The sequence below is a fragment of the Alsobacter sp. R-9 genome (assembly GCF_054612375.1).
The window spans coordinates 1-22,548 of the sequence record NZ_JBTSWJ010000023.1 but is presented as its reverse complement, the minus strand read 5'-3'; the positions used below and the strand labels follow the sequence as shown (position 1 = coordinate 22,548).

General features: G+C 68.8%; 18 protein-coding genes. 7 read left to right on the top strand and 11 right to left on the bottom strand.

Translation table 11 applies throughout. From position 1 onward, the window contains the following. Nucleotides 1–20: 20 nt before the first annotated feature. The 8 genes from ACX9GQ_RS23890 to ACX9GQ_RS23855 form a co-directional block, all read right to left on the bottom strand. Complete coding sequence (locus tag ACX9GQ_RS23890) at nucleotides 21–305, bottom strand: hypothetical protein (protein ID WP_459632121.1); 285 nt, start codon at nucleotides 303–305, stop codon at nucleotides 21–23. Between the two features lie 65 nt (nucleotides 306–370). Next, nucleotides 371–1,384, bottom strand: a complete 1,014-nt coding sequence (locus tag ACX9GQ_RS23885; RefSeq protein ID WP_459632120.1) for a hypothetical protein — start codon at nucleotides 1,382–1,384, stop codon at nucleotides 371–373. A gap of 101 nt (nucleotides 1,385–1,485) precedes the next feature. Continuing rightward, on the bottom strand, nucleotides 1,486–2,148 hold the full coding sequence (locus ACX9GQ_RS23880) for an aspartate/glutamate racemase family protein (RefSeq protein ID WP_459632119.1): 663 nt from the start codon (nucleotides 2,146–2,148) through the stop codon (nucleotides 1,486–1,488). Next, the gene (locus ACX9GQ_RS23875) at nucleotides 2,129–3,133 is read right to left on the bottom strand and encodes an ABC transporter ATP-binding protein (protein ID WP_459632118.1); all 1,005 of its coding nucleotides are present in this window, start codon (nucleotides 3,131–3,133) and stop codon (nucleotides 2,129–2,131) included. Before ACX9GQ_RS23875 ends, ACX9GQ_RS23880 begins: the two co-directional genes overlap by 20 nt. Beyond that, entirely contained in the window at nucleotides 3,130–4,182 is a 1,053-nt protein-coding gene (locus tag ACX9GQ_RS23870) for an ABC transporter ATP-binding protein (RefSeq protein WP_459632117.1), read from the bottom strand. The genes ACX9GQ_RS23875 and ACX9GQ_RS23870 overlap by 4 nt, the downstream gene beginning before the upstream one ends. Next, a complete protein-coding gene (locus ACX9GQ_RS23865; RefSeq protein WP_459632116.1) occupies nucleotides 4,179–5,066 on the bottom strand; it encodes an ABC transporter permease in 888 nt (295 codons plus the stop codon). The genes ACX9GQ_RS23870 and ACX9GQ_RS23865 overlap by 4 nt, the downstream gene beginning before the upstream one ends. 2 nt (nucleotides 5,067–5,068) lie before the next feature. Then, entirely contained in the window at nucleotides 5,069–6,022 is a 954-nt protein-coding gene (locus ACX9GQ_RS23860) for an ABC transporter permease (RefSeq protein ID WP_459632115.1), read from the bottom strand. A 76-nt stretch (nucleotides 6,023–6,098) separates the two neighbouring features. Then, the gene (locus tag ACX9GQ_RS23855) at nucleotides 6,099–7,697 is read right to left on the bottom strand and encodes an ABC transporter substrate-binding protein (RefSeq protein ID WP_459632114.1); all 1,599 of its coding nucleotides are present in this window, start codon (nucleotides 7,695–7,697) and stop codon (nucleotides 6,099–6,101) included. 195 nt (nucleotides 7,698–7,892) lie between these two features. Here ACX9GQ_RS23855 and ACX9GQ_RS23850 point away from each other — a divergent pair, with 195 nt between their 5' ends. The 3 genes from ACX9GQ_RS23850 (at nucleotide 7,893) to ACX9GQ_RS23840 (ending at nucleotide 12,538) form a co-directional block, all read left to right on the top strand. Continuing rightward, nucleotides 7,893–9,077, top strand: coding sequence for a multidrug effflux MFS transporter (locus ACX9GQ_RS23850; protein WP_459632113.1), 1,185 nt, complete (start codon nucleotides 7,893–7,895; stop codon nucleotides 9,075–9,077). A gap of 298 nt (nucleotides 9,078–9,375) precedes the next feature. Beyond that, nucleotides 9,376–11,634, top strand: coding sequence for a methyl-accepting chemotaxis protein (locus ACX9GQ_RS23845; RefSeq protein WP_459632112.1), 2,259 nt, complete (start codon nucleotides 9,376–9,378; stop codon nucleotides 11,632–11,634). A 79-nt stretch (nucleotides 11,635–11,713) separates the two neighbouring features. Beyond that, complete coding sequence (locus ACX9GQ_RS23840) at nucleotides 11,714–12,538, top strand: universal stress protein (protein WP_459632111.1); 825 nt, start codon at nucleotides 11,714–11,716, stop codon at nucleotides 12,536–12,538. Nucleotides 12,539–12,554: 16 nt separating this feature from the next. On the opposite strand, the gene ACX9GQ_RS23835 is transcribed toward ACX9GQ_RS23840, so the two are convergent. After that, on the bottom strand, nucleotides 12,555–13,619 hold the full coding sequence (locus tag ACX9GQ_RS23835) for a histone deacetylase family protein (RefSeq protein WP_459632110.1): 1,065 nt from the start codon (nucleotides 13,617–13,619) through the stop codon (nucleotides 12,555–12,557). A gap of 123 nt (nucleotides 13,620–13,742) precedes the next feature. On the opposite strand from ACX9GQ_RS23835, the gene ACX9GQ_RS23830 reads away from it, so the two are divergent. Further along, on the top strand, nucleotides 13,743–14,648 hold the full coding sequence (locus ACX9GQ_RS23830) for a dihydrodipicolinate synthase family protein (protein ID WP_459632109.1): 906 nt from the start codon (nucleotides 13,743–13,745) through the stop codon (nucleotides 14,646–14,648). Between the two features lie 66 nt (nucleotides 14,649–14,714). Here the strand turns inward: ACX9GQ_RS23830 and ACX9GQ_RS23825 are convergent, their stop codons facing one another. Further along, nucleotides 14,715–16,061 (bottom strand): dicarboxylate/amino acid:cation symporter, encoded by a 1,347-nt coding sequence (locus ACX9GQ_RS23825; protein ID WP_459632108.1) that lies wholly within the window; start codon nucleotides 16,059–16,061, stop codon nucleotides 14,715–14,717. Nucleotides 16,062–16,432: 371 nt separating this feature from the next. Between ACX9GQ_RS23825 and ACX9GQ_RS23820 the strand changes: the two genes are divergently transcribed. Then, on the top strand, nucleotides 16,433–18,235 hold the full coding sequence (locus tag ACX9GQ_RS23820) for a sensor histidine kinase (protein WP_459632107.1): 1,803 nt from the start codon (nucleotides 16,433–16,435) through the stop codon (nucleotides 18,233–18,235). Continuing rightward, complete coding sequence (locus tag ACX9GQ_RS23815; protein WP_459632106.1) at nucleotides 18,232–19,587, top strand: sigma-54-dependent transcriptional regulator; 1,356 nt, start codon at nucleotides 18,232–18,234, stop codon at nucleotides 19,585–19,587. The genes ACX9GQ_RS23820 and ACX9GQ_RS23815 overlap by 4 nt, the downstream gene beginning before the upstream one ends. Nucleotides 19,588–19,605: 18 nt before the next feature. On the opposite strand, the gene ACX9GQ_RS23810 is transcribed toward ACX9GQ_RS23815, so the two are convergent. Beyond that, nucleotides 19,606–20,565, bottom strand: coding sequence for an acetamidase/formamidase family protein (locus tag ACX9GQ_RS23810; protein WP_459632105.1), 960 nt, complete (start codon nucleotides 20,563–20,565; stop codon nucleotides 19,606–19,608). A 157-nt stretch (nucleotides 20,566–20,722) separates the two neighbouring features. Here ACX9GQ_RS23810 and ACX9GQ_RS23805 point away from each other — a divergent pair, with 157 nt between their 5' ends. Next, nucleotides 20,723–21,880 carry a zinc-binding dehydrogenase gene (locus ACX9GQ_RS23805; protein ID WP_459632104.1) on the top strand — a complete coding sequence of 386 codons (1,158 nt, stop codon included), beginning with the start codon at nucleotides 20,723–20,725 and terminating at the stop codon, nucleotides 21,878–21,880. Nucleotides 21,881–22,548 lie beyond the last annotated feature (668 nt).

Here is a 22,548-nt window from a genome sequence, read left to right as displayed (position 1 = left end):
TTTCATCCGGTCCCGTGCGCTCACGAGGCGACCGCAAGCCTGTGCGGCGCCAGCCAGAAGGGGGGCAGGCACGCCGGCGTGTTGGACAGTGGCAGCACGCTGTCGCGCAAAGGGATGCCGATGACGGAGCGCACGAAGTCCCGTCGCGCGTCGATCCGAGCGGCGACACCGGGATGTCGCGCGGCGAGCTCGGCGCGCAGACCCTCGTCGGCGAAGACGATCCCGTCCTCGCAGTTCAGCGCCCAGCCGTTCGGCATCGGCACCGGGATGACGTCCACCTGGAAGGGCATCCCCGAGCGGATCACCTCGTCTGATCCCGTGCGGATCGGACTGTGGATCCACTCGTCGTGGCCGGTGAGATGCCCCGGATTCAGCGCCGAACGCAGGCGTCCCCGCGCCAGCGCGCCGCTGACCCGCTCGTGAACCGTTCCGCCCGCGACGCCGATGTCGGCGGCGTCGTACCATTCGGCGAGGGCGGACGCGTAGGTGAGGGCGACGGTGAAGAAGGCGTCGTCGTGCTCCGCCAGAAGCCCGGCCCTCGACGAGAGCCCGCCCAATACCCGACGGCGGTCGAGACGCCGTCGCCGCGCTTGAGGAGCCGGCCGGATGGGCTCGACAGACCGACGACGGGCCCGCCGGCGTCGCTCGCCGTCATCATCACGTGGCAGGTGAGCGGCTCGCCGGCGTAGGCCATGCGGGCCGCTGCGGCCAGTTCGCTGTCCCCCGGCCGTGCGCCGGTCACGATCCGCCAGACGGCCGCGGACGCTCGCGCCATTCCCCATTCGTGGAGGGCGATCTGGTCGGCGTCGATGACGGCGCGCAGGCCGTCCGCAGGGTGCATCAGCACGGTCGTGGCGTCGCTAACGCCTGCCGTGTCCCCGACGAGGCGAGCAAGGCCTCCGACGAGCCAGGCGGGGGCATGAAATCCCGAGGCAGGATCGTCCCACTCCTCGGGCTCGAAATACTTCCACCCGACCAGCCCGACCGTCTGCCCCTTGGCGAGGCCCGCCTCGCGGACGATGTCCATCACCCGCGGCCGGCGGCTCCTGTCCTGTGCCATCAGGCTGAGCGACTGCGCGAGCGCGACATCGAGGCCGGGAAGCCCCGCGACACAGGCGTAGCTCTCGTCCTCGTTGCCCACGACGAGGATCCGGCGGCCTCCCGGCCCGAGCAGCAGGAGCGCCTCCTCGAAGCGCGGCTCGAAGCCGGACAGGAATGCCATGTTGGCGTTGTGCTCGCGGTCCGCATAGACGACGAGCCAGTCAGTCCCGGCCCGTGCCAAGGCTTCGGTGCACCGCTCGGCAAAGGTCGTGGCCGGAATGGAAGGTGGACCCAGCGGCAGGCCGAAATCGGGCAGGGTGATGTCGGCGAGGCGAAAGCGCATGGCGGTCATCCGGCGTGATCGGGTGCACAGCCTGGATCGCGGCACCCTGGCCACGTCATGGTGCCCGCGGACCGGTTAACGCCTCGCGCGGGAGGCGGCCTTCAGGTGCGTGCAGCCTTGTCCCGGGCCCGCCGGATGGCGAACCGGACTGCCGCCGGCACCGGCGCGACAATGGGCACGTCGAGTTCGTCCTGGAGCGCGCGTGCTGCCGTGGCCAGCGGCCCGCCTCCGATCACGACGGCTTCCGCGCCCCCTGCGCGCGCGTCGAGGACGAGGCGAGCGAGCGTCGCGTGGAGCCGCTCGGGATCAGACATCAGCGCCCTCGGCGTCTCGCGGGGAACGTACACGCCTGTGAACTGGGGACCGAGACCGAGAAGGCGCGCCTTGCCTTCGATCGAGGCGACGAGCCGGGGCGTGGTGGTGGCGACGGCGAAACGGCGTCCGCCAGCCGCGGCCTCCAGCATCCCGGCCTCCGCCAACCCGGTCACGGGAACGGGCAGCACGGCGCGCAGGTGGCCCAGGCCCGGATCGCCGAATGCGCCGACGATGATGCCTGACAAACCGACGAGGTCGAGCCGGGACGCGGCGTCCAGGACGGCATCGACCGACAGTGTAAGCTCGTCAGGCGTGGTGATGAGCGGCGTGCCGAAGGCTGCGGTCATGCCGTCGATGGCCACGCCCTGCCCGGCGGCCTCGCGCGCGATGGCCACCATCGTGTCGGTGGTCCGCCGCGTCGTGTTGGGATTAATCAGGACGAGGCGCATCGTCCTCTCCGGCGAGGGCGGGCTCGCGCATGCGGAGGCAAGCCGCTTCGTGTCCGGGCGTCACGGCCACCAGCGTGGGAACGATGCTCCGGCAGTCCGCGCCAGCCTGCCCGCAGCGGGCCGCGAAGGCACAGCCCGGCGGCAGGGCCGACAGGTCCGGGGGCGATCCCGGGATGGTGACGAGGCGCATGCCTTTCGGCGCCCGGTCGACACGCGAGGAGAGGAGCCCCCGCGTGTAGGGATGGCGCGGGTCGCGGAGCACGTCGCGCACCGGGCCCGTCTCGACGATACGGCCGGCATACATGACCGCGATTCGATCGGCGACTTCGGCGGCAACCCCGATGTCATGCGTGACGAAGATCACCGAGAGACCGAGTTCGCGCTGCAACTCGCGCAGCAGGAGGAGGATCTGGATCTGCACGGTCGCGTCGAGCGCCGTCGTCGGCTCGTCGGCGAGGAGGACGGACGGGCGGCACGACAGAGCCAGCGCGATCATGGCCCGCTGCCGCATGCCGCCGGACATCTCGTGGGGATAGGCGTCGAGCCTCTGGCGTGGCGACGGGATCCGCACGCGCTCGAACAGTGCGAGCGCGCGCGCACGCGCCTCGGCATGGGACACGCCCTCATGCCTGCGGATCGCCTCGCTGATCTGCTCGCCGACCGTATACACCGGGTCGAGGGCCAGCATGGGCTCCTGGAACACCATGGAGACGACGGCGCCCCGGTAGTCGGCGAGCTCGGCCGGCGACATCGCCATGACGTCGCGCCCCGCTACCGCGATGCGACCGCTCATGACGGTGCGCGCGGGAGGGTTCAGCCTCAGGAGCGAACGCAGCGTCACGCTCTTTCCGGAACCCGACTCTCCCAGCAGCGCGACGATTTCGCCCGGAGCGACCCGCAGCGTGATCCCGTCGAGAGCGCGGACGGGGGCCCCCCGTCCGGTGAAGGTGACGACGAGATCGTCGATGGCGACGGCATCGGTCATGCGGCCGCTCCGCGGACGAGAGTGTGCCCGGAACCCGGAGCCTCGATCAGGCAGGCAGCCCGGTGCGAAGGCAGGGAGGCCGTGACGAGCTCCGGCACCGAACGGCTGCAGACGGGTTCGGCGTAGCGGCAGCGCGTGTGAAAGCGGCATCCGGGAGGCGGGTCGATCGGGTTCGGCGGATCGCCGCTCAGCGGCGCGTCCTGCGTGCGCTGGTCCGGATCCATCGACGGCATGGAGCCGAGAAGCGCTGCGGTGTACGGATGCGCCGGTGCGGCAAAGACCTCGTCGCCCGGGCCGATCTCCGCGACCTTCCCGAGGTACATCACCATCACCCGATCGACCATGTAGCGCACGACGTTGAGATCGTGGGAGATGAAGACATAGGTCAGGCCGAAGTCCGCCTTGAGGTCCTGGAGCAGGTTCAGGACCTGAGCTTCGACCGACTTGTCGAGCGCGGACACTGCCTCGTCGAGGATCACGAGGCGGGGCTCGAGCGCGAGGGCCCGGGCGATGTTGACGCGCTGGCGCTGACCGCCCGACAGCTCGTGCGGATACCGTCCGGCAAAGCGCGCCGGTTCCAGCCCCACGCGGTGCAACAGGTCGTGCGCGCGCGTCCGCGCCACCCGGTCGGAGATGCCGTGCACCTTCGGCGAGAAGGCGATGCTCTCCTCGATGGTCAACCGGGGATTGAGCGAGGCGTAGCTGTCCTGGAACACCATCTGCACCTGCCGCCTGTAGGCGGAGAGGGGCAGCGTGTCGCCGACGCTCTCGCCATCGAAGACGAGTTCGCCCGAGTCCGGCACGATCAGGTGCATCAGCAGCCGCGCCGTCGTCGACTTGCCGCAGCCGCTCTCGCCGACAATGCCGAGCGTCTCGCCCTTCCGGATGTCGAAGGAGACGCCGTCGACGGCGCGTACCACCTTTCGCGGTCCCATCCAGCTCCCGCCGCGCACGGCGAAGTGCTTGACCAGGTCGCGCGCGATGAGGAGCGGCTGCGCAGGCCCGCCACGATCCTCGGCGGCGGCGACGGCAGGAAAGATGGTGCTCACTTGACCTCCATCGCTGTCCGCAGGCCGTCGGACAGCATGTTGAAGGCGATGGACGTGATGAAGATCATCACGCCTGGAAGGGCCGCGACGAGCGGCTGCGTGTAGATCGCGGTGCGCAGGGTGTTGAGCATCAGGCCCCACTCCGGCTCGGGCGGACGCACGCCGAGGCCGAGGAAGGAGAGCCCCGAGGCGAGGATCATCGACACGGAGACGAGGCTCGTGGCGTAGACGAAGACGGGCCCCAGCACGTTGCCGAGCACGTGCACGCGGATGATCGTGAGCGCGCCTGCGCCCGACGCGCGCGCGGCCTCGATGTAGTCGAGCGAGCGGACTTGCGTCGTGACGCTCTCCGCGACGCGGGCAATGGGCGGCACGAAGACCAGCGTCAGCGCGACCAGCGCGTTGGCGAGGCCCGCCCCCAGCGCCCCGGACAGCGCGACGGCCAGGAGTACGGACGGGAAGGCGTAGAACACGTCCACCGTCCGCATGATGAGCGTGTTCACGAGCCCGCCGGCGAAGCCGGCGATGACGCCGAGCGTGCCGCCGATGATGAAGGCAATGGGCACGGGCGTGACGCCCATGATCAGGGAGAGGCGCGACCCCCAGATGAGGCGCGAGAGCATGTCGCGGCCGAGTTCGTCGGCCCCAAGCGGATACCCCGGTGTCCCGATGGGGCGCAGACGCCGCAGCATCGAGCCCTTGGCTGGATCGGCCGGTGCGAGATAGGGGGCGAAGATTGCCATCAATACGATCAGCACGATCACGGCGAGGGCCACCATGGCGACCTTGTCGCGCGAGAGACGACGAAGCACGCCGGCCCAGTAGCCGGGCGAGCGCTGGATCGGCGCCTCGGCCGGAAGGGTTGCGGTAGCGGCCAGCGTCATGGTCAGGCCCTCTGGACGCGGGGATCGATGGCGGTCTGGACGACGTCCACGAGAAGGTTCAGGACGACGAAGAAGAGCGCCAGCACGAGGATCGTGCCCTGCAGCAGCGGCAGGTCGCGCTGGAAGATTGCGGCATTGAGCAGGAACCCGGTCCCCGGCCACGCGAACACCGTCTCGATCAGGATCGATCCGCCGAGGAGATAGCCCAGCTGGAGACCCATCACGGCCAAGGCCGTGGGAGCGGCGTTCTTGATGACGTGGCGGAACACGCCGCGCCGGGTGAGGCCCTTCGCCGCCAGCGCCTGCACGAACTCCTGGTTGAGGATTTCGCCGACGAGCGCCTTCACGGTTCGCGCCACGATGCCCATCGGGATCACCGACATGGTCACGGCGGGAAGCACGAGATAGCGGATGTAGTCCCAGCTGAGCGCACGGCTCTCGGAGCCCGCCGGCCCGCCACCCGTCGCCGGCAGCCAGTTGAGCTGGACGGAGAAGACGATCACCAGCACCATGCCGAGCCAGTAGTGCGGGACGCTGACGCCTAGCACCGACGTCAGCGACGCGACGCGGTCGATCCAGGTGCCGCGGAAGTAACCCGCGAGGATGCCGAGCAGGCAGCCGAACACGAAGCCGATGACGGTGGCCGCGGCCGCCAGCACGAGCGAGTTCTGGACGGCGCGGAACACCTCGGAGGCAACCGGTCGGCCGGTCGCGATCGAGACGCCGAGGTCGCCCTGCAGCACGCGCCACGTCCACAGGCCGTACTGGACGGGCAGGGGCTTGTCGAAGCCGTAGAGCGACCGCATCTCGCGCTGCAGTTCGAGGGACGCGTCGACCGGCAGGACAGCGGTCAGCGGATCGCCCGGCGCGATGTGGACGAGGAGGAAGCAGACTAGCGTCACGCCGACCGCGACGGGCATCATGTAGACGACGCGCTTCAGGGCGTAGGCGAGCATGCGGGGGACTCCGTCCCGGATGGGTCGGACGCGCCGAAAGGCGCGTCCGCTGGTGCGATGGAGCGGGCGCCTTGCCTCACTTCGCCATCGAGATCGGCGAGAAGTCCTGGAACCAGTTCTGAGCCTGCACGAAGCCCTGCACCTTGGGGCTCATGGCGCGCGGGTTCACGTCGTGCGTCACCATCAGGAAGAGAGCGTCGTCGACGTACTTCTCGTGGATCTTCTGCAGGGTCGCCGTCTGCTCCTTCGGGTCGAAGGTGTTGCGCACCTGGTCGAAGAGCTTGTCCATCTCAGGGTCGCAGTAGTAGCCCCAGTTGGTGCCCGCCGGCGGCGCGAGGTTGCACTGCAGGTGCCGGATGAAGCCGGTGAACGGATCCTGGATGAAGTAGGTGTAGTTCATCCCCGTACCGCCGCGGGAACTCTCGTGCTTGGCACCGGCGCGCCAGATGTTGATGAGCGTGTTCCACTCGACGACCTCGAACTCGACCTGGATGCCGATCTCCGCGAGGTTCTGCTGCACGAACTCGTTCATCGGCAGCGGCTGCATCTGGCCAGACCCCGAGGCCGAGATGAGGATCTTGGTCTTCAGCGGCTTCCCCGGGCCGTAGCCGGCCTCGGCCATCAGCTTCTTCGCTGCTGCGACGTCGTGCGTGAGCTTGAACGTCGGCTTGCCGAACCACTGGTGCCCCGGCGGGAAGAAGCCCTCGGCCGGGATCATCATCCCCGAGAGAAGCTCCTTCAGGCCCTGCCGGTCGACGGCGAGGTTCGCGGCCTTGCGCACCCGGATGTCATTCCAGGGGGAACCATCGGCGCGTGAGAGATGCCACGTCCAGTTGTGCGGATAGGCGTTGGTGACGATGCTGAAGCCGGCCTTCTTGAGGGACTCGACGGCGTCGGGCGCCGGAGCTTCAATCCAGTCCACCTGGCCAGAGCGCAGCGCTGCGACGCGGGCATTCGGCTCCGGCAGCGGCACGAGGACGAGCCTGTCGAGCTTCGGCACGCGCGCCTTATCCCAGTAGTCCGGGTTCGGGACGAGCTCCACGCGCTCGCGCGGCACGAAGTTGACGATCTTCCACGGCCCGGTGCCGGACGGCGCCTTGGCGACGTTGTCCCAGTTCTTGCCCTGCTTCTCCCAGTTGGCCGGCGACGACATCATGATCCATGCCAGCTGGTAGGGCAGCGTGGCGTCGGGTGTCTTCGTGACGATCTCGACCGTGAGCGGATCGACGGCCTTGTAGCTCGCGATGGCCGGGATGCGGGAGCGGCCCTGGGCCGACTGGCGCGGATCGAACTGCGGGGCCTCCTTCACGAGCAGCTTGTCGAGGTTCCAGACCACCGCGTCCGCCGTGAAGGCGCTGCCGTCGTGGAACTTGACGCCGTCGCGCAGCTTGAAGGTCCACTTCGTCTTGTCGGCCGGGTCCACGGTCCACGATGTCGCGAGCCCGGGCACGAGGTCGGACGGCTTCGTGGCGCTCGACAGGTCCCAGTTCACCAGCGCGTCGTAGGCCGTGAAGCCGAGGAAGCGCTGTCCCTCGCCGCCGTTGTCGGTCTGCCCCGTCGTCAGCGGAATGTCGGACGCCGTCATCCCGATGCGCAGCGTGCCTTGTGCATAGGCAGTGCCCGAGAAGCAGGCGGTCGAGAGGGCGAGGGCCAGGGCCAGTCGCTTGAGGGTCATGAAAGGGCTCCCAGAAAAACGTCGGGAGCCGTCCAGCAACATTCGGGCCAAGTGGTGGGATGAGCGGTTGGAGGATGCCGCGCCGCGCGGCCGCGCTTCATCTGCGTCCCGGGACCCTGCACCCGCCATTGTGCCGAAGCGCCTCTCCGGTTAACTGCGGTTCGCGTCCCCCGCGGCACGAGCGCCCGACCGCCGATGAAGCAACGGCTCGATCCGAATTCCATCGGCTTCCTGGCGCTCATCGCGCTGTTCGGCGGCCTCGCTGCACTGGGCACCGACATGGCACTGTCGGCGGTCCCGGAGATCGCGCGACACTTCGGCGTGCCGAGCGGGCAGGTCGGCCTGACGCTCAGCGCCTTCATGGTCGGCTTTGCCCTGTCGCCCCTCGTCTACGGACCCCTCAGCGACCGGCTCGGCCGCAAGCCCGTGATCCTCGCGGCGACAGCGCTCTATAGTGTTGCCGGACTGGCCTGCGCCTTCGCGCCGAGCTTCGACGCGCTGATCGTGCTGCGCTTCATCCAGGGATGCGGCGCAGGGGCCAGCCGGACGCTCGCAGCCGCGATCGTGCGCGATCTCTTCGTCGGTCCCGCCGCGCGCTCGAAGCAGTCCTACCTGACGGCCATGCAGTTGCTCGCGCCGCTGTCGGCCCCGGCGATCGGCGCACTGCTCCTGCTGGTCACCGGTGACTGGCGCAGCATCTTTCTTGCACTCGCGATGACCGGCGGGGTCAGCTTCGTGCTGATGGCGTTCCTGTTCGCCGAGACCTTCAAGCCGTCGGACGAGAACCGGCTCACGCCGCGCCAGCTGGCAACCAACTACTGGTCGGTCTTCAGGACCCCGCAGAGCCGCAAGTTCCTGCTCGTCCAGACACTGATGTTCGGGTGCTTGTTCTCCTACGTGTCCGGCTCGCCGCTCGTCGCCATGGAGGTCTTCGGACTGTCGCCCGAACTCTACGGCGCCAGCTTCGCCCTCACCGCGTCCGGGATCGTGGCCGGGAGCCTGATCAACGGACGGTTGAACGCCCGGGGCGTCAGTCCGCGTGTCCCCCTCTCCGTGGGGCTCGTCATGGGCATGGTCTGCACCGCGCTGCTGGTCGGCCTGACCCTCTCGGACGTCCTGACCTTTCCCCTGATGCTCGCCCTTGTCGTGCTGGTCTGCCTGTCCTTCGGACTGGTCGGGGGGAATGCGGTGCAACTGGCCCTCGAGCCGATGGGCAGGATCGCCGGGCTGGCGTCCTCGGTGATCTCGTCGAGCTCTCTCGGCTGCGGCGCCCTGATGGGAGCGGGCGTGTCTCTCCTGCATGGCGGAACGCCCCTTGCGACCGTCGCAGCCATGGCGCTTTGCGCGTGGTCTGCGGCGGCGGTCTATCGGTGGTCGTGACGACCGATCAATGGACAGGGCTCGCTCAATTGAAGTCTTGATGGTTTTGAAGGGTATCAGTATTGATCCGAATGCAGTCGTTGTTTGAATCGTTGCTTGCATTATGAAAGCATTCACAGGCCCGACGTAGTCTTCGTCCAAGGCCCGCGCCGGCTCAGCCGAGCGGACCCGGCCGCAGCGGGCGTTCCGGCGCGGCCACCGGCACGCCGCGGCCCAACGATGCGCCCCGGCCCCACGCGACATCCTTCAGCCCAGCGAGCGTCGGCCCGGCCGGCGCGGCAAACTCGTCGAGCCACCCATGTTCAGCACGTTGCGCATCGGCCAGAAGCTGGCCATCCAGGCCGGGTTCGGAGTCGTCCTGGTCACTGGACTGATCGGCGTCCAGCAATGGTCCTTCTCCGCCATCGATGGACTGAACTCCCTCTCCCATCGCACGGCGGTGGTCGCTCAGGACGTGCTGGAACTCGACGGCATCGTCTCGGGGTTGCAGATCGTCAACCGCGACTTCCGCCTCGCGACGGACGATCCGGCGATCGACGGGGCGGCGAACCGGCTTCCGAAGCTCGCCCAGTCGGGCCGCGACTTGCTCGACTCCGCCATGAGTGCGGCGATCATCGAGGCGAACCGCGCCCGGCTGGCGTCGGCGCGAGCCCTCTTCGATGACTACGCGGCTGCGATCGAACGGATCGGAGCGACCCAGCGCGAGCGCATCGGGCTCCGCAGGCGGCAGGTCACGCTCGCGGCCAACTGGGACGACGCGCTGAAGACCCTTCTGTCGCAGGGGCGGTCGGGACTGGATCCGTCGTTCATCCTCGAGCTGAGCGAGGCCGTGAAGTCAGCGCGGACCGCGGCCTGGCGGCTGGAGGCGACCGGCGAACCCGGACTGGAACAGAAGGTCCACGCGGGTCTCTCGGCTGCATCCGCGCAACTCGAAGAGGTTCGCAAAAGCGCGCCCGACGGGGCGGCTCGCCGCGCCCTCGACGGCCTCGCGACGACCCTCCAGGCCTTGCGCGACGTGACCCAGGGCATCGGCGACCGGACGCGCGAGCAGCAGGAGCTCTTCGACCGCAAGAGCACGCCCCTGCGCGACCAGCTCGTCGCACTCGTCCGCGAGACGAAGGCCGCCGCGGAGAAGCGGAACGAGGAAATCACCGCCGATCTCGCCAGCGCGATCCGGCGGGCGACGTGGCTAGGACTGGGCTTCGGCGTTCTCGCCCTTCTCGTGTTGATCGGCACCGCCGTGTCGACGACCCGCTCCGTCGCAAGGCCCATCCGCGCCATCGCTGACGTGCTATCCGCCCTCGGTCGCGGCAAGGTCGACGTCACTGTACCCTTCACGGATCGGGTGGATGAGGTCGGCGACGCGGCCAAGGCGGCCGACGCGTTCCGCCAAAATCTCGTTCGCACGTCGGCGCTCGAGGAGCAGGACAGGGCCCAGTCGCGGCAGAGGGAGGCCGTGGCCGCCGAGATGGCGACCGTTGTCGGCGTCGTCGGCAGCGTGGTGGAGGCCGCTGCGCGCGGCGACTTCAGCCGCCGCGCCAGCATCGAGACGACGCAGCCGGACCTGGGCAAGCTGGTCGAGGGCGTCAACCGCATCAATGCCGTCGTCGACGGGGCCACGAGCGAGTTCGCGAAGGTGATGGGCGCGATCGCCCGGGGCGATCTCACGGCAACGGTTACCCACGCCTACGCAGGCCGGCTCGACGAACTCAAGACCGCCATCAACACGACCGTCACGCGACTGTCCGAGACGGTGCGGGTGATCCAGTCCACCACCGTGGACGTCACCAACGCTGCCGGCGAAATCAGCGTCGGTGCCAACGACCTGTCGAGCCGGACCGAGGGACAGGCCGCGTCCCTCGAGGAGACCGCCGCCACGACGGAGCAGCTCGCCGCCTCGGTCAAGTCGAGCGCCGGCGCGTCGCGTCGTGCCGTCGGCCTCGCCGAGGAGGCCATGTCCGTCGCCGAGCAGGGGGGCGCCGTCGTCCGGCAGGCCATCGACGCCATGAGCCGCATCGAGGGCGCATCCCAGCGGATCACGGCGATCACGTCCGTCATCGACGACATCGCCTTCCAGACGAACCTTCTGGCCCTCAACGCGGCCGTGGAGGCCGCGCGAGCCGGGGAGGCGGGCAAGGGCTTCGCCGTCGTGGCGAGCGAAGTGCGCACGCTGGCGCAGCGCTCCTCGGAGGCGGCCAAGGACATCACGGCGCTGATTTCGTCCTCCGCGTCCGAGGTCACGCAGGGGGTCGAACTGGTTCGCACGGCCGGCGTTTCCCTCGATCGCATCGTCAGCGCATCGAGCCGCGTCGCGGCGACGGTCAGCGAGATCTCCACCGCGACGGCCGAACAGGCCAATGGCATCGAGGAAATGAGCCAGACCGTGGCCCACATGGACGAAATGACGCAGCAGAATGCGGCACTGGCGGAGGAGTCCGCGGCATCCGCCGCGTCGCTGACGGCCCAGATCCGCAAGCTGGAGGACCTGATCGCCGCATTCCGGACCGACAATTCCACCCGCGGCGGCCTGCGGGCGGTGCAGGGGCGCGCCGCGTGACGACGACCGCTTGAGACATCGCAACGAGTTCCGAGGCGTCGCGCGTTAAGGAGTGCGCGACGCATCACGGAGGCTCGCCATGGCTCTCAAGGACATCCTGGTTCTCACCGGCGAGGGCGACGCCACGGCGCCGCCCTATGCGGCATCCCTCGCCTCGCTGTGCGGGGCCCACCTCACAGGGGCCATCGCAGTGCCCGATCCGCTGCCCGGCGCCTATCGGGCGGACCTCTCCCGCAGCCTGCTGGAGCAGGCCACGGAGACCGTGAAGCGCACCCGTGCGGAGGTCGAGGCCACGTTCCGCGGCCTCGCCCAGACCCGCGGTGTCGCGGCCGAGACGGTGGTGCTCGACGGGCGCCAGAATACCGTGGCCAGGAACTTCGCGATGCTGGCACGCCATTTCGACCTGACGGTGCTGCCCCAGCCGGGGGTCGAGTGGTTCGAGACGAGCGAGGACATCCTGTTCGAGTCGGCACTGTTCCGCTCGGGGCGCCCTGTGCTCGTCGTGCCCTCGGTGCACCGGACGCCGGCGGCGCTCGACCGGATCATGGTCGCCTGGGACGGCAGCGAGGTCGCCACGCGGTCCATTGCGGGTGCGATGCCGCTGCTGGAACGGGCGCGGTCGATCCTCGTCGTCACCATTCCCACCGCCCGCTATGGCGCCGTGGATTACCCGGGGTTCAACATCGCGCGGCATCTCGCGCGGCACGGCCTGCCGGTCGAGCTCAAGGTGACGCCGAGCACCATCGACGCCGGAAACACGCTGCTCTCGCTGGCCGCCGACGAGGGATCCGACCTGCTGGTGATGGGCGCCTATGGCCACTCGCGCATGCGCGAACTGGTACTCGGCGGCGCGACCCGGCAGGTGCTCGGCACGATGACGCTTCCGGTCCTCATGGCCCACTGACGGCGAACCGCGGCACTCAAACGCCGCGGTCGGACCTGAAGGCGGAGAGGAAGGCCTGCGAGGCCTCGCCGATCGCTTCGAGAGAGTAGCCGCCTTCCTGCACGATGACGGTCGGCAATCCCAGCCGGCCGTAGAGTTCGCCGATCCTTGCATAGGCGTCGGTCGTCACCGCGAGGCGTGACAGCGGATCGAGCCGATGCGCGTCCCAGCCGGCGGAGATCACCACCGCCTCGGCACCGTGTCCGACGGCCGCAGCGATTGCGGCGCGGTTCGCCTCGATGAACGCCGCGTCGTCGGCGCCGAACGGCAGCGGCAGGTTGAGGTTCGCACCCTCGCCGGAGCCGTGCCCGCGTTCGTCCGCATAGCCGCTGAAGTGCGGGTAATACGCCGAGGGATCGGTGTGGACGGAGGCGACGAGCACGTCGGCTCGCCGGTAGAAGATGGCCTGCGTGCCGTCGCCGTGGTGGGTGTCGAAGTCGAGGATGGCGACGCGGCCGAAGTGCCGGCGCAGGCGCTCCGCCGCGATGGCGGCGTTGTTCAGGAAGCAGAAGCCGGCGCAGCGGTCGACATAGGCATGGTGGCCCGGCGGTCGACACAGCGCGTGCGCCGCCGCCGCGCCGGAGACGACCGCATCCGCGGCCGCGATTGCGGACGCCGCCGATGCTCCGGCCGCGCGGAACGTCCCCTCCGTGATCACGGCCGAGAGATCGCCCATGTACCACCCCGCACGCCCGATGATGCCGGTCGGGCGTGCCGGGCCGCGCGGCCCGAAGTCGGGGCCGGAGCCGCGGTAGGACATCACGTTGGGCAGCGCCTCGGGGCCGTGGTTCGGCAGCGCCATGAAGTCGTCGTAGGCCGTGCGCAGGAAGTCGACGAAGTGGTCGGCATGAACGGCGAGGATGGCGCGAGTCAGGTCGGCCGGATCGGACTCGGCCGCGGCGTGACCGATGCCGCAGGCCTGCAGCGCTGCGCGGAGCACGGCCACCCGCTCGGCGTTCTCCAGTGGCCGGACGATCCGGCCGTGCACCATGTACTGCGTCGGCACGTGCGCCAGCTGATGGTCAATGTAGTAGTAGTGCATGGTACCTCCGCGCGTATGGCGTCGTGACGATAGCGCAGGCCGGGCAAGTCGGCCCACCGCTTTCATCCCGCGGGGGTGTCGCTAAAGTAGCGTGCCGCTTTCCCTCCCGAAGGACACGCCGCCATGGCCCGCTGGACCGGAGTCTTCCCCGCCGTCACCACCAAGATGACCCGCGACGGCGAGATCGACGTCGGCGCCACGCAGGCCTCGATCGACCGCTTGATCAAGGCGGGCGTCGCCGGGGTCATCGTACTGCCCATGCTGGGCGAGAACGCGTCCCTCACAATGGCAGAGCGAGAGCGCATCATCCGGGCCGGGGCGGAGGTGGTGGCCGGGCGCGTACCGATGCTGTCGGGGCTTGCCGAGACGACGCTCGCCTCGGCGCAGGCCAACGCGCGCGCCTACCAGCGCTTCGGAGCGCAGGGGCTCATGGTCTTCCCGAGCCTCGGCTACAAGACCGACGGGCGGGAGACGGCGGAATGGTACCGCGGCATCGCCGCCGCCTCGTCCCTCCCGATCATGATCTACAACAACCCCATCGCCTACGGGGTCGACGTGACACCGCGCGTCCTGGAGGACCTCGTCGCGACCCCGGAGATCGTCTGCATCAAGGAGGAGAGCGGCGACATCCGCCGCGTCACCGACCTCTTCATCGCGCACGGCGACCGCTTCAGCATCTTCTGCGGGGTCGACGACCTGATCGTCGAGAGCTGCGCCCTCGGCGCGACCGGCTGGGTCTCCGGGATGACCAACGCCTGGCCCGCCGAGTGTGTCGAACTGTACGATCTCTGCCGCGCAGGTCGGTTCGAGGCAGCGCGGGCGCTCTACCGCATCCTCACGCCGTCCTTCCACCTCGATACCCACGTCAAGCTCGTCCAGTACATCAAGCTCGCCGAGCACCTCGTCTACGGCGCGCCGGAATGGACCCGCGCGCCCCGCCTGCCGCTGGTCGGCGATGAGCGGGAACGCGTGATCGCGACGGTGAAGACAGCCACCGCGGCGCTTGCCGAGCGCCCGAGCCGGGGCTGAGCCGTCCTGAAACGGCGAAGGCCCGGGCGTCGGCCCGGGCCTTCCTGATCGTTGATGCTGCGGGCCTCAGGCGGCCTGCGGAACCGGCAGGATGACCGGACGCTCCTCCACCGCCTCGACTGGCGGCAGGCGGCCGTCGAGCGCCGCGTGCAGCTTGTCCATGTCGCACTCGCCCTCCCAGCGCGCCACGACCACGCAGGCCACGGCGTTGCCGATGAAGTTGGTCAGCGCCCGGCACTCGCTCATGAAGCGGTCGATGCCGAGGATCAGCGCCATGCCGGCGACCGGCACGCTCGGCACCACCGAGAGGGTGGCGGCGAGGGTGACGAAGCCGGATCCCGTGACGCCGGCCGCGCCCTTGGAGCTCAGCATCGCGACCAGGAGAAGCAGGATCTGGTCGCCCAGCGTCAGCGGCGTGTCGGTGGCCTGCGCGATGAAGAGCGCCGCCATCGTCATGTAGATGTTGGTGCCGTCCAGGTTGAACGAGTAGCCCGTCGGGACCACGAGGCCCACCACCGGCTTCGAGCAGCCCGCGCGCTCCATCTTCTGCAGCAGCGAGGGCAGGGCCGACTCGGACGACGAGGTGCCGAGCACGAGGAGGAGTTCCTCCTTGATGTAGCGGATCAGCTTCAGCACCGAGAAGCCATTGTAGCGGGCGACGAGGCCGAGCACGCCGACCACGAAGATGATGGCGGTGAGGTAGAAGGCGCCGACGAGGAAGAACAGGTTCTTGATCGAGCCGATGCCGTACTTGCCGATGGTGAAGGCCATCGCGCCGAACGCGCCGATGGGCGCCACGCGCATGATGATGTTGACGACGCCGAAGATCGCCTCGGACGCCACCTTGATGAAGTCGAGGACCGGCTTGCCCTTGTCGCCCATGAAGGCGAGGCCGAAGCCGAACAGGATCGAGAAGAACAGCACCTGCAGGATCTCGCCCGAGGCGAAGGCCCCGACGACCGTGTCCGGGATGATGTTCATCAGGAACCCGGTGATCGACTGGTCGTGCGCCTTGGCGGCGTAGGTCGCGACCGACTTCATGTCGAGCGACTTCGGATCGATGTGCAGGCCCGCGCCGGGCTGCAGGACGTTGGCGACGATGAGGCCGACGACCAGCGCCAGCGTCGAGAAGGTGAGGAAGTAGGCCAGCGCCTTCACGCCGACGCGCCCGACCTTCTCGAGGTTGGTCATGCCCGCGATGCCGCTGACGACCGTGAGGAAGATCACCGGCGCGATGATCATCTTGACGAGCTTGATGAAGGCGTCGCCGAGCGGCTTCATCTGCTCGCCGAGCTGCGGGTAGAAGTGGCCGAGCAGGATGCCGAGCGCGACCGCGAACAGCACCTGGACGTAGAGCACCTTGTAGAGCGGCTTGCGCGGCGCGACGGCGGCGCCGGAGATGGCATGGGCCATGGTCGTCCTCCTTCGTCGGCGCGGCGGTCGAAGGCGATCCGGTTCTCCGGCTGCGCGATCGTCTGCTGGGGCGCCTGGGTTTCCTCGACCGCCGGCGGACCGGCGGCCCAAAATCCCCGGCAACCGGCGTGCCACCGTGCCGCAACCGGAAAAGCGAGTGTTTTCAGAGGGCGTCTTCGGTCACTGCAGAAACGGGTGTGTGGCAATGGTGACTCCAGCCCTGCGGCCCGTGCCGAAATCCGCACGGCGGGTTCGGATGGCATGGCCGAGCAGGAGCCCGTATGCTTTCGCGTCATTCACGCGGGAAAGGCATGGTCGCGGTTTCACCATCCCGGGCCGGATCCTTCGAGGGGGCGGTGCAGAGTTCCCCGATGCTTCGCCGCGGCTGGCCACTCCTCGCCGCGGCGGCCCTCATCCTGTTCGTGGCGTCCGTCTGGTGGGCCGGCCGTCTCGGCCAGGACGTGGCGCTGGCCGACGTCCGGCGGACGGCCTCCACGGCGACCACGCTGCACGTGACGGCCCTGCGCAGCGAGATCGAGAAGCAGCGTGCACTGCCCTCCATTCTCGCCGGAGACGGCGAACTGGCGCGCGTCCTGCGCGGAGAGGCGACACCCTCTGGGCGGCAGCATCTCGACGCGAAGCTGGAGGACCTCGCCCGCCTCACGCGCGCTGCCGTCATCTACGCCATGGACGCAAGCGGCCTGACCGTGGTGTCGAGCAACTGGCGCGAGCCCACCTCCTTCGTCGGCCAGAACTACGCCTTTCGCCCCTACTTTCGCGATGCCATCACCAGCGGGGCCTACGAGCAGTTCGCCCTCGGGACCGTCAGCAACAGGCCCGGCCTCTATCTGTCCCGGGCGGTCGTGGACGAGCGCGGCATCGCCGGCGTCGTGGCCGTGAAGCTGGAATTCGACGCGATCGAGACGGAGTGGCGCCAGGGTCGTGAGCGGACCTACGTGGTCGACCGCGACGGAATCGTCGTCGTCACCGACTGGCCCGGCTGGCGCTTCCGCACCGTCGCTCCCCTCGACGATGACACGGCGCGCCGCGTGCAGGCCGAGTTCCGGATCGGCCGTCCCGAACTCGCCCCCCTGCCTGTCTCCTCGGGCCGCGATGCCGATCTCGTCACGGTGACGGGCGGCGGCCTCGACGGGCCCGCGCTTCACCTGGCCTCTGCCGTTCCGGGCACCGCATGGACCCTGCACACGCTGACGCCGGTGGAGCCGACGCTGGAACGGGCGGCATGGCAGGCGCGGGCCATTGCGGGACTGGCGTCGCTGCTGGCAGCAGCAGCCGCGGGGCTGTGGCTCGCCGGCCGCAACCGCCAGGCCCAGCGGGCACGGCGACAGGAACTCGTCCGGCAGGAGCTGGAGCAGCGTGTCGCCGAACGCACGCATGAGCTGAGGGAGACCAACACGCGCCTCGAGACCGAGGTCGAGGAAAGGCGCCGCACCGAGGCGGCCCTGCGCCAGCTCGGCGACGAGTTGGTCCAGGCCAACAAGCTGGCGACGATGGGCCAGATCGCAGCGAGCGTGGCGCACGAGGTCAACCAGCCGCTTGCGGCCATCCGCAGCTACACCGACAACGCGGCTGTCCTGATTGACCGGGGCCGCGTCGAGGATGCCCGGGGAAACCTGGGCTCGATCGCGACTCTGACCGACCGGATCGGGCGGATCACGCAGGAGCTGAGGGGATTTGCCCGCAAGGCGGCAGGCGTCGTCGAACCTGTCTCCCTCGCGGCGGCCCTGGAAGGCTCCCTGCTTCTGATCGAGCATCGTATCCGCAGGCAGGGCGTCACGCTGGACCTGCGGGTGCCCCCGGGCGACGTGGCGGTGCTGGGCGAGACGGTGCGGATTGAGCAGGTCATCGTGAACCTGTTGCAGAATGCGCTCGACGCCGTGTCCGGGACAGAACGGCCTGCCATCGCGATCGAGATCACCGAGGAGGCGGAGACTGCAGTGCTGACGGTCACGGACAATGGCCCCGGCCTGCCGGGCGGTGAGGTGGACGTGTTCACGCCATTCGTCACCACCAAGGCCGACGGCCTCGGCCTCGGCCTGGCCATCTGCCGGGACATCCTGAAGGACTTCGGGGCTGGCATCGCCTCGGGACATGCTCCGCAGGGGGGCGCGCGTTTCGTGGTGACCTTCAGGCGCGTGGGGGAGGGGGCATGACGCCGGGCGGAACCATCGCCTTCGTCGACGACGAGGAGGAAATCCGGCGGGCCAACGCGCAGAGCCTGGAGCTCGCGGGCTTCGAGGTCCTGCCCTTCCCGTCGGCGCAGGAGGCGCTGAAAGTCGTCGGAAGGGACTTTCCCGGAATCGTCGTCACCGACGTCCGCATGCCGGTCATAGGCGGGCTCGAACTCTTCCGCACCCTGCAGAAGGCAGATCCGGACCTTCCGGTCATCCTCATTACGGGCCATGGCGACATCGCGATGGCCGTGGAGGCGATGCGCGAGGGCGCCTACGATTTTCTGGCGAAGCCCTACCCTGCAGATCGCCTCGTGGCCTCGGTGGCGCGGGCCCTCGAGAAGCGGCGCCTCGTCCTAGACAACCGCAGATTGGCACGTGCGTTGGCGCAGGCGCGGGAGGACGACGTGGTCTTCCTCGGCGAGGCTCCCGCCGTCGCCTCGCTGCGCCAGACCATCCGCGGCATCGCCGACGCCGCCGTGGATGTGCTGGTGCTCGGCGAGACGGGCACCGGCAAGGAGGTCGTGGCGACGGCCTTGCACCGGTGGAGCACCCGTCGCGACCGCCCGTTCGTGGCACTGAACTGCGGTGCGCTGCCGGAAAGCGTGATCGAGAGCGAGTTGTTCGGCCACGAGGCGGGGGCGTTCACGGGGGCTCAGAAGCGGCGCGTGGGAAAGATCGAGCACGCGAGCGGCGGAACGCTTTTTCTCGACGAGATCGAGAGCATGTCCCCGGCGCTTCAGGTGAAACTGCTGCGCGTTCTGCAGGAGCGCGTCGTCGAGCCGCTGGGCACCAACGAGGTGCGTCCCGTCGACATCAGGGTGGTGGCGGCCACGAAGGTCGATCTTGCCCAGGCGAGTGCCGAAGGACGCTTCCGGGCCGATCTCTACTACCGGCTCAATGTCGTCGCGCTGGCGCTGCCGCCGCTGCGCGAGCGGCGGGACGACATTCCGCTGCTGTTCGAGCACTTTCTCGACCGTGCTGCCGTGCGGTTCGGGCGACCGCGGCCGCAACTGGATGTCGCCTACCGCTCGGCCCTCGCCGCGCGAGACTGGCCGGGCAACGTGCGCGAACTGGCTCATGCGGCCGAGCGTGCGGTGCTCGGGCTGGAGCCGGGCCTGCGAAACGGGGACCAGGGGGCCGACGCCGGTTCGAGCGACGACTCGCTCGCCGCCCGTGTGGATGCCTTCGAGGCGGGACTGCTGCGCGAGGCTCTCCTCCGCCACCGGGGGGACGTGCGGGCCGTTGGCGAGGACCTCGGAGTTGCCCGCAAGACCCTGTACGACAAGTTCGCCCGCCATGGGTTGGAACCCGCCTCCTTCCGGCGGGCCTGAGCACGGGCAGAGGCTGCGTCAGCCGGTCCGCACCCCGTCGAGCAGCGCCTTGGGCAGCATCATGTGCACGCCCTTGTTGCCGTCGACCGTCTGCGTCACGTGCAGGTCTCCGGCGAGCGAGCACAGCATGTAGGCTTCCTCGCGGGTCAGACGGGTGCGCCGCGTGACGTGCGTGATCATCTCGCGGAGCGCCTGCCGCGCGGCGTCGTCGAGATCCTCGTTCATCCCCATCGAGATCATGTGTGTGGTGTTCTCGGCATAGGGCCAGGTCCATCCGAGTCCCTTGTGGAGGGTCAGGCGGAACGTGCCGCTGAGCCCGGTCTCGAGCCCGGTGAGGCAGACCTCTCCGTCTCCCTGCGCTCCATGCCCGTCGCCTGCCGAGAAGAGGCCGCCGGGTGCCCATACGGGAAGATAGAGGCTCGTTCCAACCCTCAATTCCTTGTTGTCGAGATTGCCGCCGAAGGCCTGCGGCACCATCGTCGGTTGTGTCCCCCACGCGGGCGGGGGCGCCACGCCCATCACGCCGAAGAAGGGATCGAGCGGAACGTCGACGCCCGGCAGCATGCGGATCAGCCCGGCGCCATGGTCGATGCGCGGATGAATGAGCACGGCCTCGGGAAAGTCGTCCGGCAGCGTGCCCTTGAGGGGCTGGATGGTCATGTAGCCCCAGTCCATCCAGCAGGATACGGCGAGGATGTCGACTTGCAGCACGTCGCCCGGCTCGGCGCCGCGCACGGCGATCGGCCCCGACACGAAATGGGAGGACGGTCCCGGCTTCAGCCGTTCCATGGCTTCCAGAAGAAGCGGAGGCACGACGAACGAGGGGTCCGCCGGCAGGCGTGGCCGGGTGCAGGCGGGCAGCGCGGAGAGGCTCACCGTGTCGCCGGACTCGATCGTCAGGACCGGCGCGATCGCCGCATCGAACACTCCCCAGACCATCGTGTCGGGGCGGAACGGGAGGTCGTGGTGCTGGCTCATCGGATCGATCCTCGGTGTCTGGCGCAGTCGAGCAGGAGCGCCCTGGGATTGGCAAGGCATGGCCGCCTTGCGCCGCGCGTCGGTCGTCGCGCTTTACACGACCGCCGGCTCTCCGCACAGTCGCTGGACAAGATTGAATTCACAGGGAGAGAGCGCCATGGCCAGGGCCTCAAACATTCGCGTCGCAACCTATGACGGACCCGGCGCAGAGCCCGTCATCCGCACGGTCCCGTGGCCCGAGGTACCCCGAAAGGCCGCCCTGCTGAAGATCGGCGCCTGCGGTGTCTGCGGCACCGACCAGCACATCCTCAAGGGCCATTGGCCGAAGCCTCTGCCGTGGCCGTTCACGCTGGGCCACGAGATCGGCGCCGTGATCGTCGAGAAGGGCGACGAGTTCACCGAGGACTTCATGGGCAAGCCCCTCGAGGTCGGCTCCAAGGTCATGATTCCGCCGCTGATGCCGTGCGGGCGGTGCCACTGGTGCCTGCACTACCCGCAGACCGCCAACAAGTGCCTCACGCCGGTCTACTACGGACGCTATCTCGGCTTCGACAAGGCGCCCCACCTGTGGGGCGGCTGGGCCGAGTACGTCTATGTCGATCTCGACATGCTGCCGGGCACGAAGATCTACAAGCTGCCCGACGACATGTCGCTGCGCCTCGGTTCGCTCTCCGAGCCGCTGACCTCCTGCATCCGAGGCTTCAACCGGGCCATGCGGGCCGGCGGCTTCACCTGGGGCGACACGGTGGTCATCCAGGGCTCGGGGCCGATCGGCATCCTCGCCGTCGCCGCCGCGCAGGAGATGGGCGCCGGAAAGGTGATCTGCGTCGGTGCTCCGGAGAAGCCGCGGCTCGAACTCGCCCGCCGCTTCGGTGCCCACGCCACCGTCGACATCGAGGCGGCGAAGACCAGCGAGGAGCGCATCCGCGCCGTTCGTGAACTGGCCGGAGGCTATGGTGCCGACGTGGTCATGGACTGCTCCGGCCATCCGACCGCGGGCCCGGAGGGCATCGAGTTCCTGCGCGACGGCGGCACCTACATCGAGATGGGGCAGTTCACGGATGCGGGCTCGATCAACACCAACTGGCATCGGTTCTGTACGAAGGATCTCAACATCCTCGGGTCGTGGGGCTTCACGGCCAACGACCTGCCCCTTGGGGTCGACATGCTCTACCGCACCCGGGACAAGTATCCGTGGCTGGACATGCAGACGGTCTATCCCTTCTCGGAGGACGGCCTGAAGGCGGCCGTCGCCGACGCCATGGCGATGCGGACGGTGAAGTCGACCATCATTCCCTTCCCCGAACTTGCCTGACAGCCGTCGCCCGCCGATCGGACCAAGGGGCCGGGGCCAGCGCTCCGGCCCACGTCTTTGGTCTGAGCCTTCTGCAAGTCCTTCGTCCGGCTGGACGGCCCATCGACCAGTAGAGAGGCAGACTTCAGACGGATGAAGTCTTGGTCCTTGTGGAGATTGACGGATCTGCACAGATTAAAAACTTGCAATTGAGTAATTTGGTTTAATTATTCATTGAGCTTGTCCGCTGCCCTGGTGGGTCACACAGTGGATTCTGAGGACCACCGTAGCGGCAGGCATGGAGCGGGAAACCTCTCCAGATCGTCTCAAGAGCGCATGGTCCAGGGGCCGCTTCTGGCGCTCGGAGGTGTTTCGATGGCGTTCATGTGCGTTTTCTCGCAAGCAAGGGGCGTCCGGGCAGAGCCGGTTTCCGTCTTCATCATTAAAATGAGATCGACTTTCCCTGAACCGCGTCGGCTGGTTTTGTCGGCTCCTGACAACTTCCAGATGTAAGGGCGCGGCGGCCCCGGCAAGACGGGGTCGTCGCTCCGGGATCCCCCACAGCGCCGGCAGAGGCGCAACGCGGACGGTGCGGCGATGGCTCAGGACAAGGACATATCGACGGCGAAGCGTCGGGCTGGTGAGGCTTTGACGCGTGGGCTGGGTCCGACGGTTGCGTTCCTGTTCCT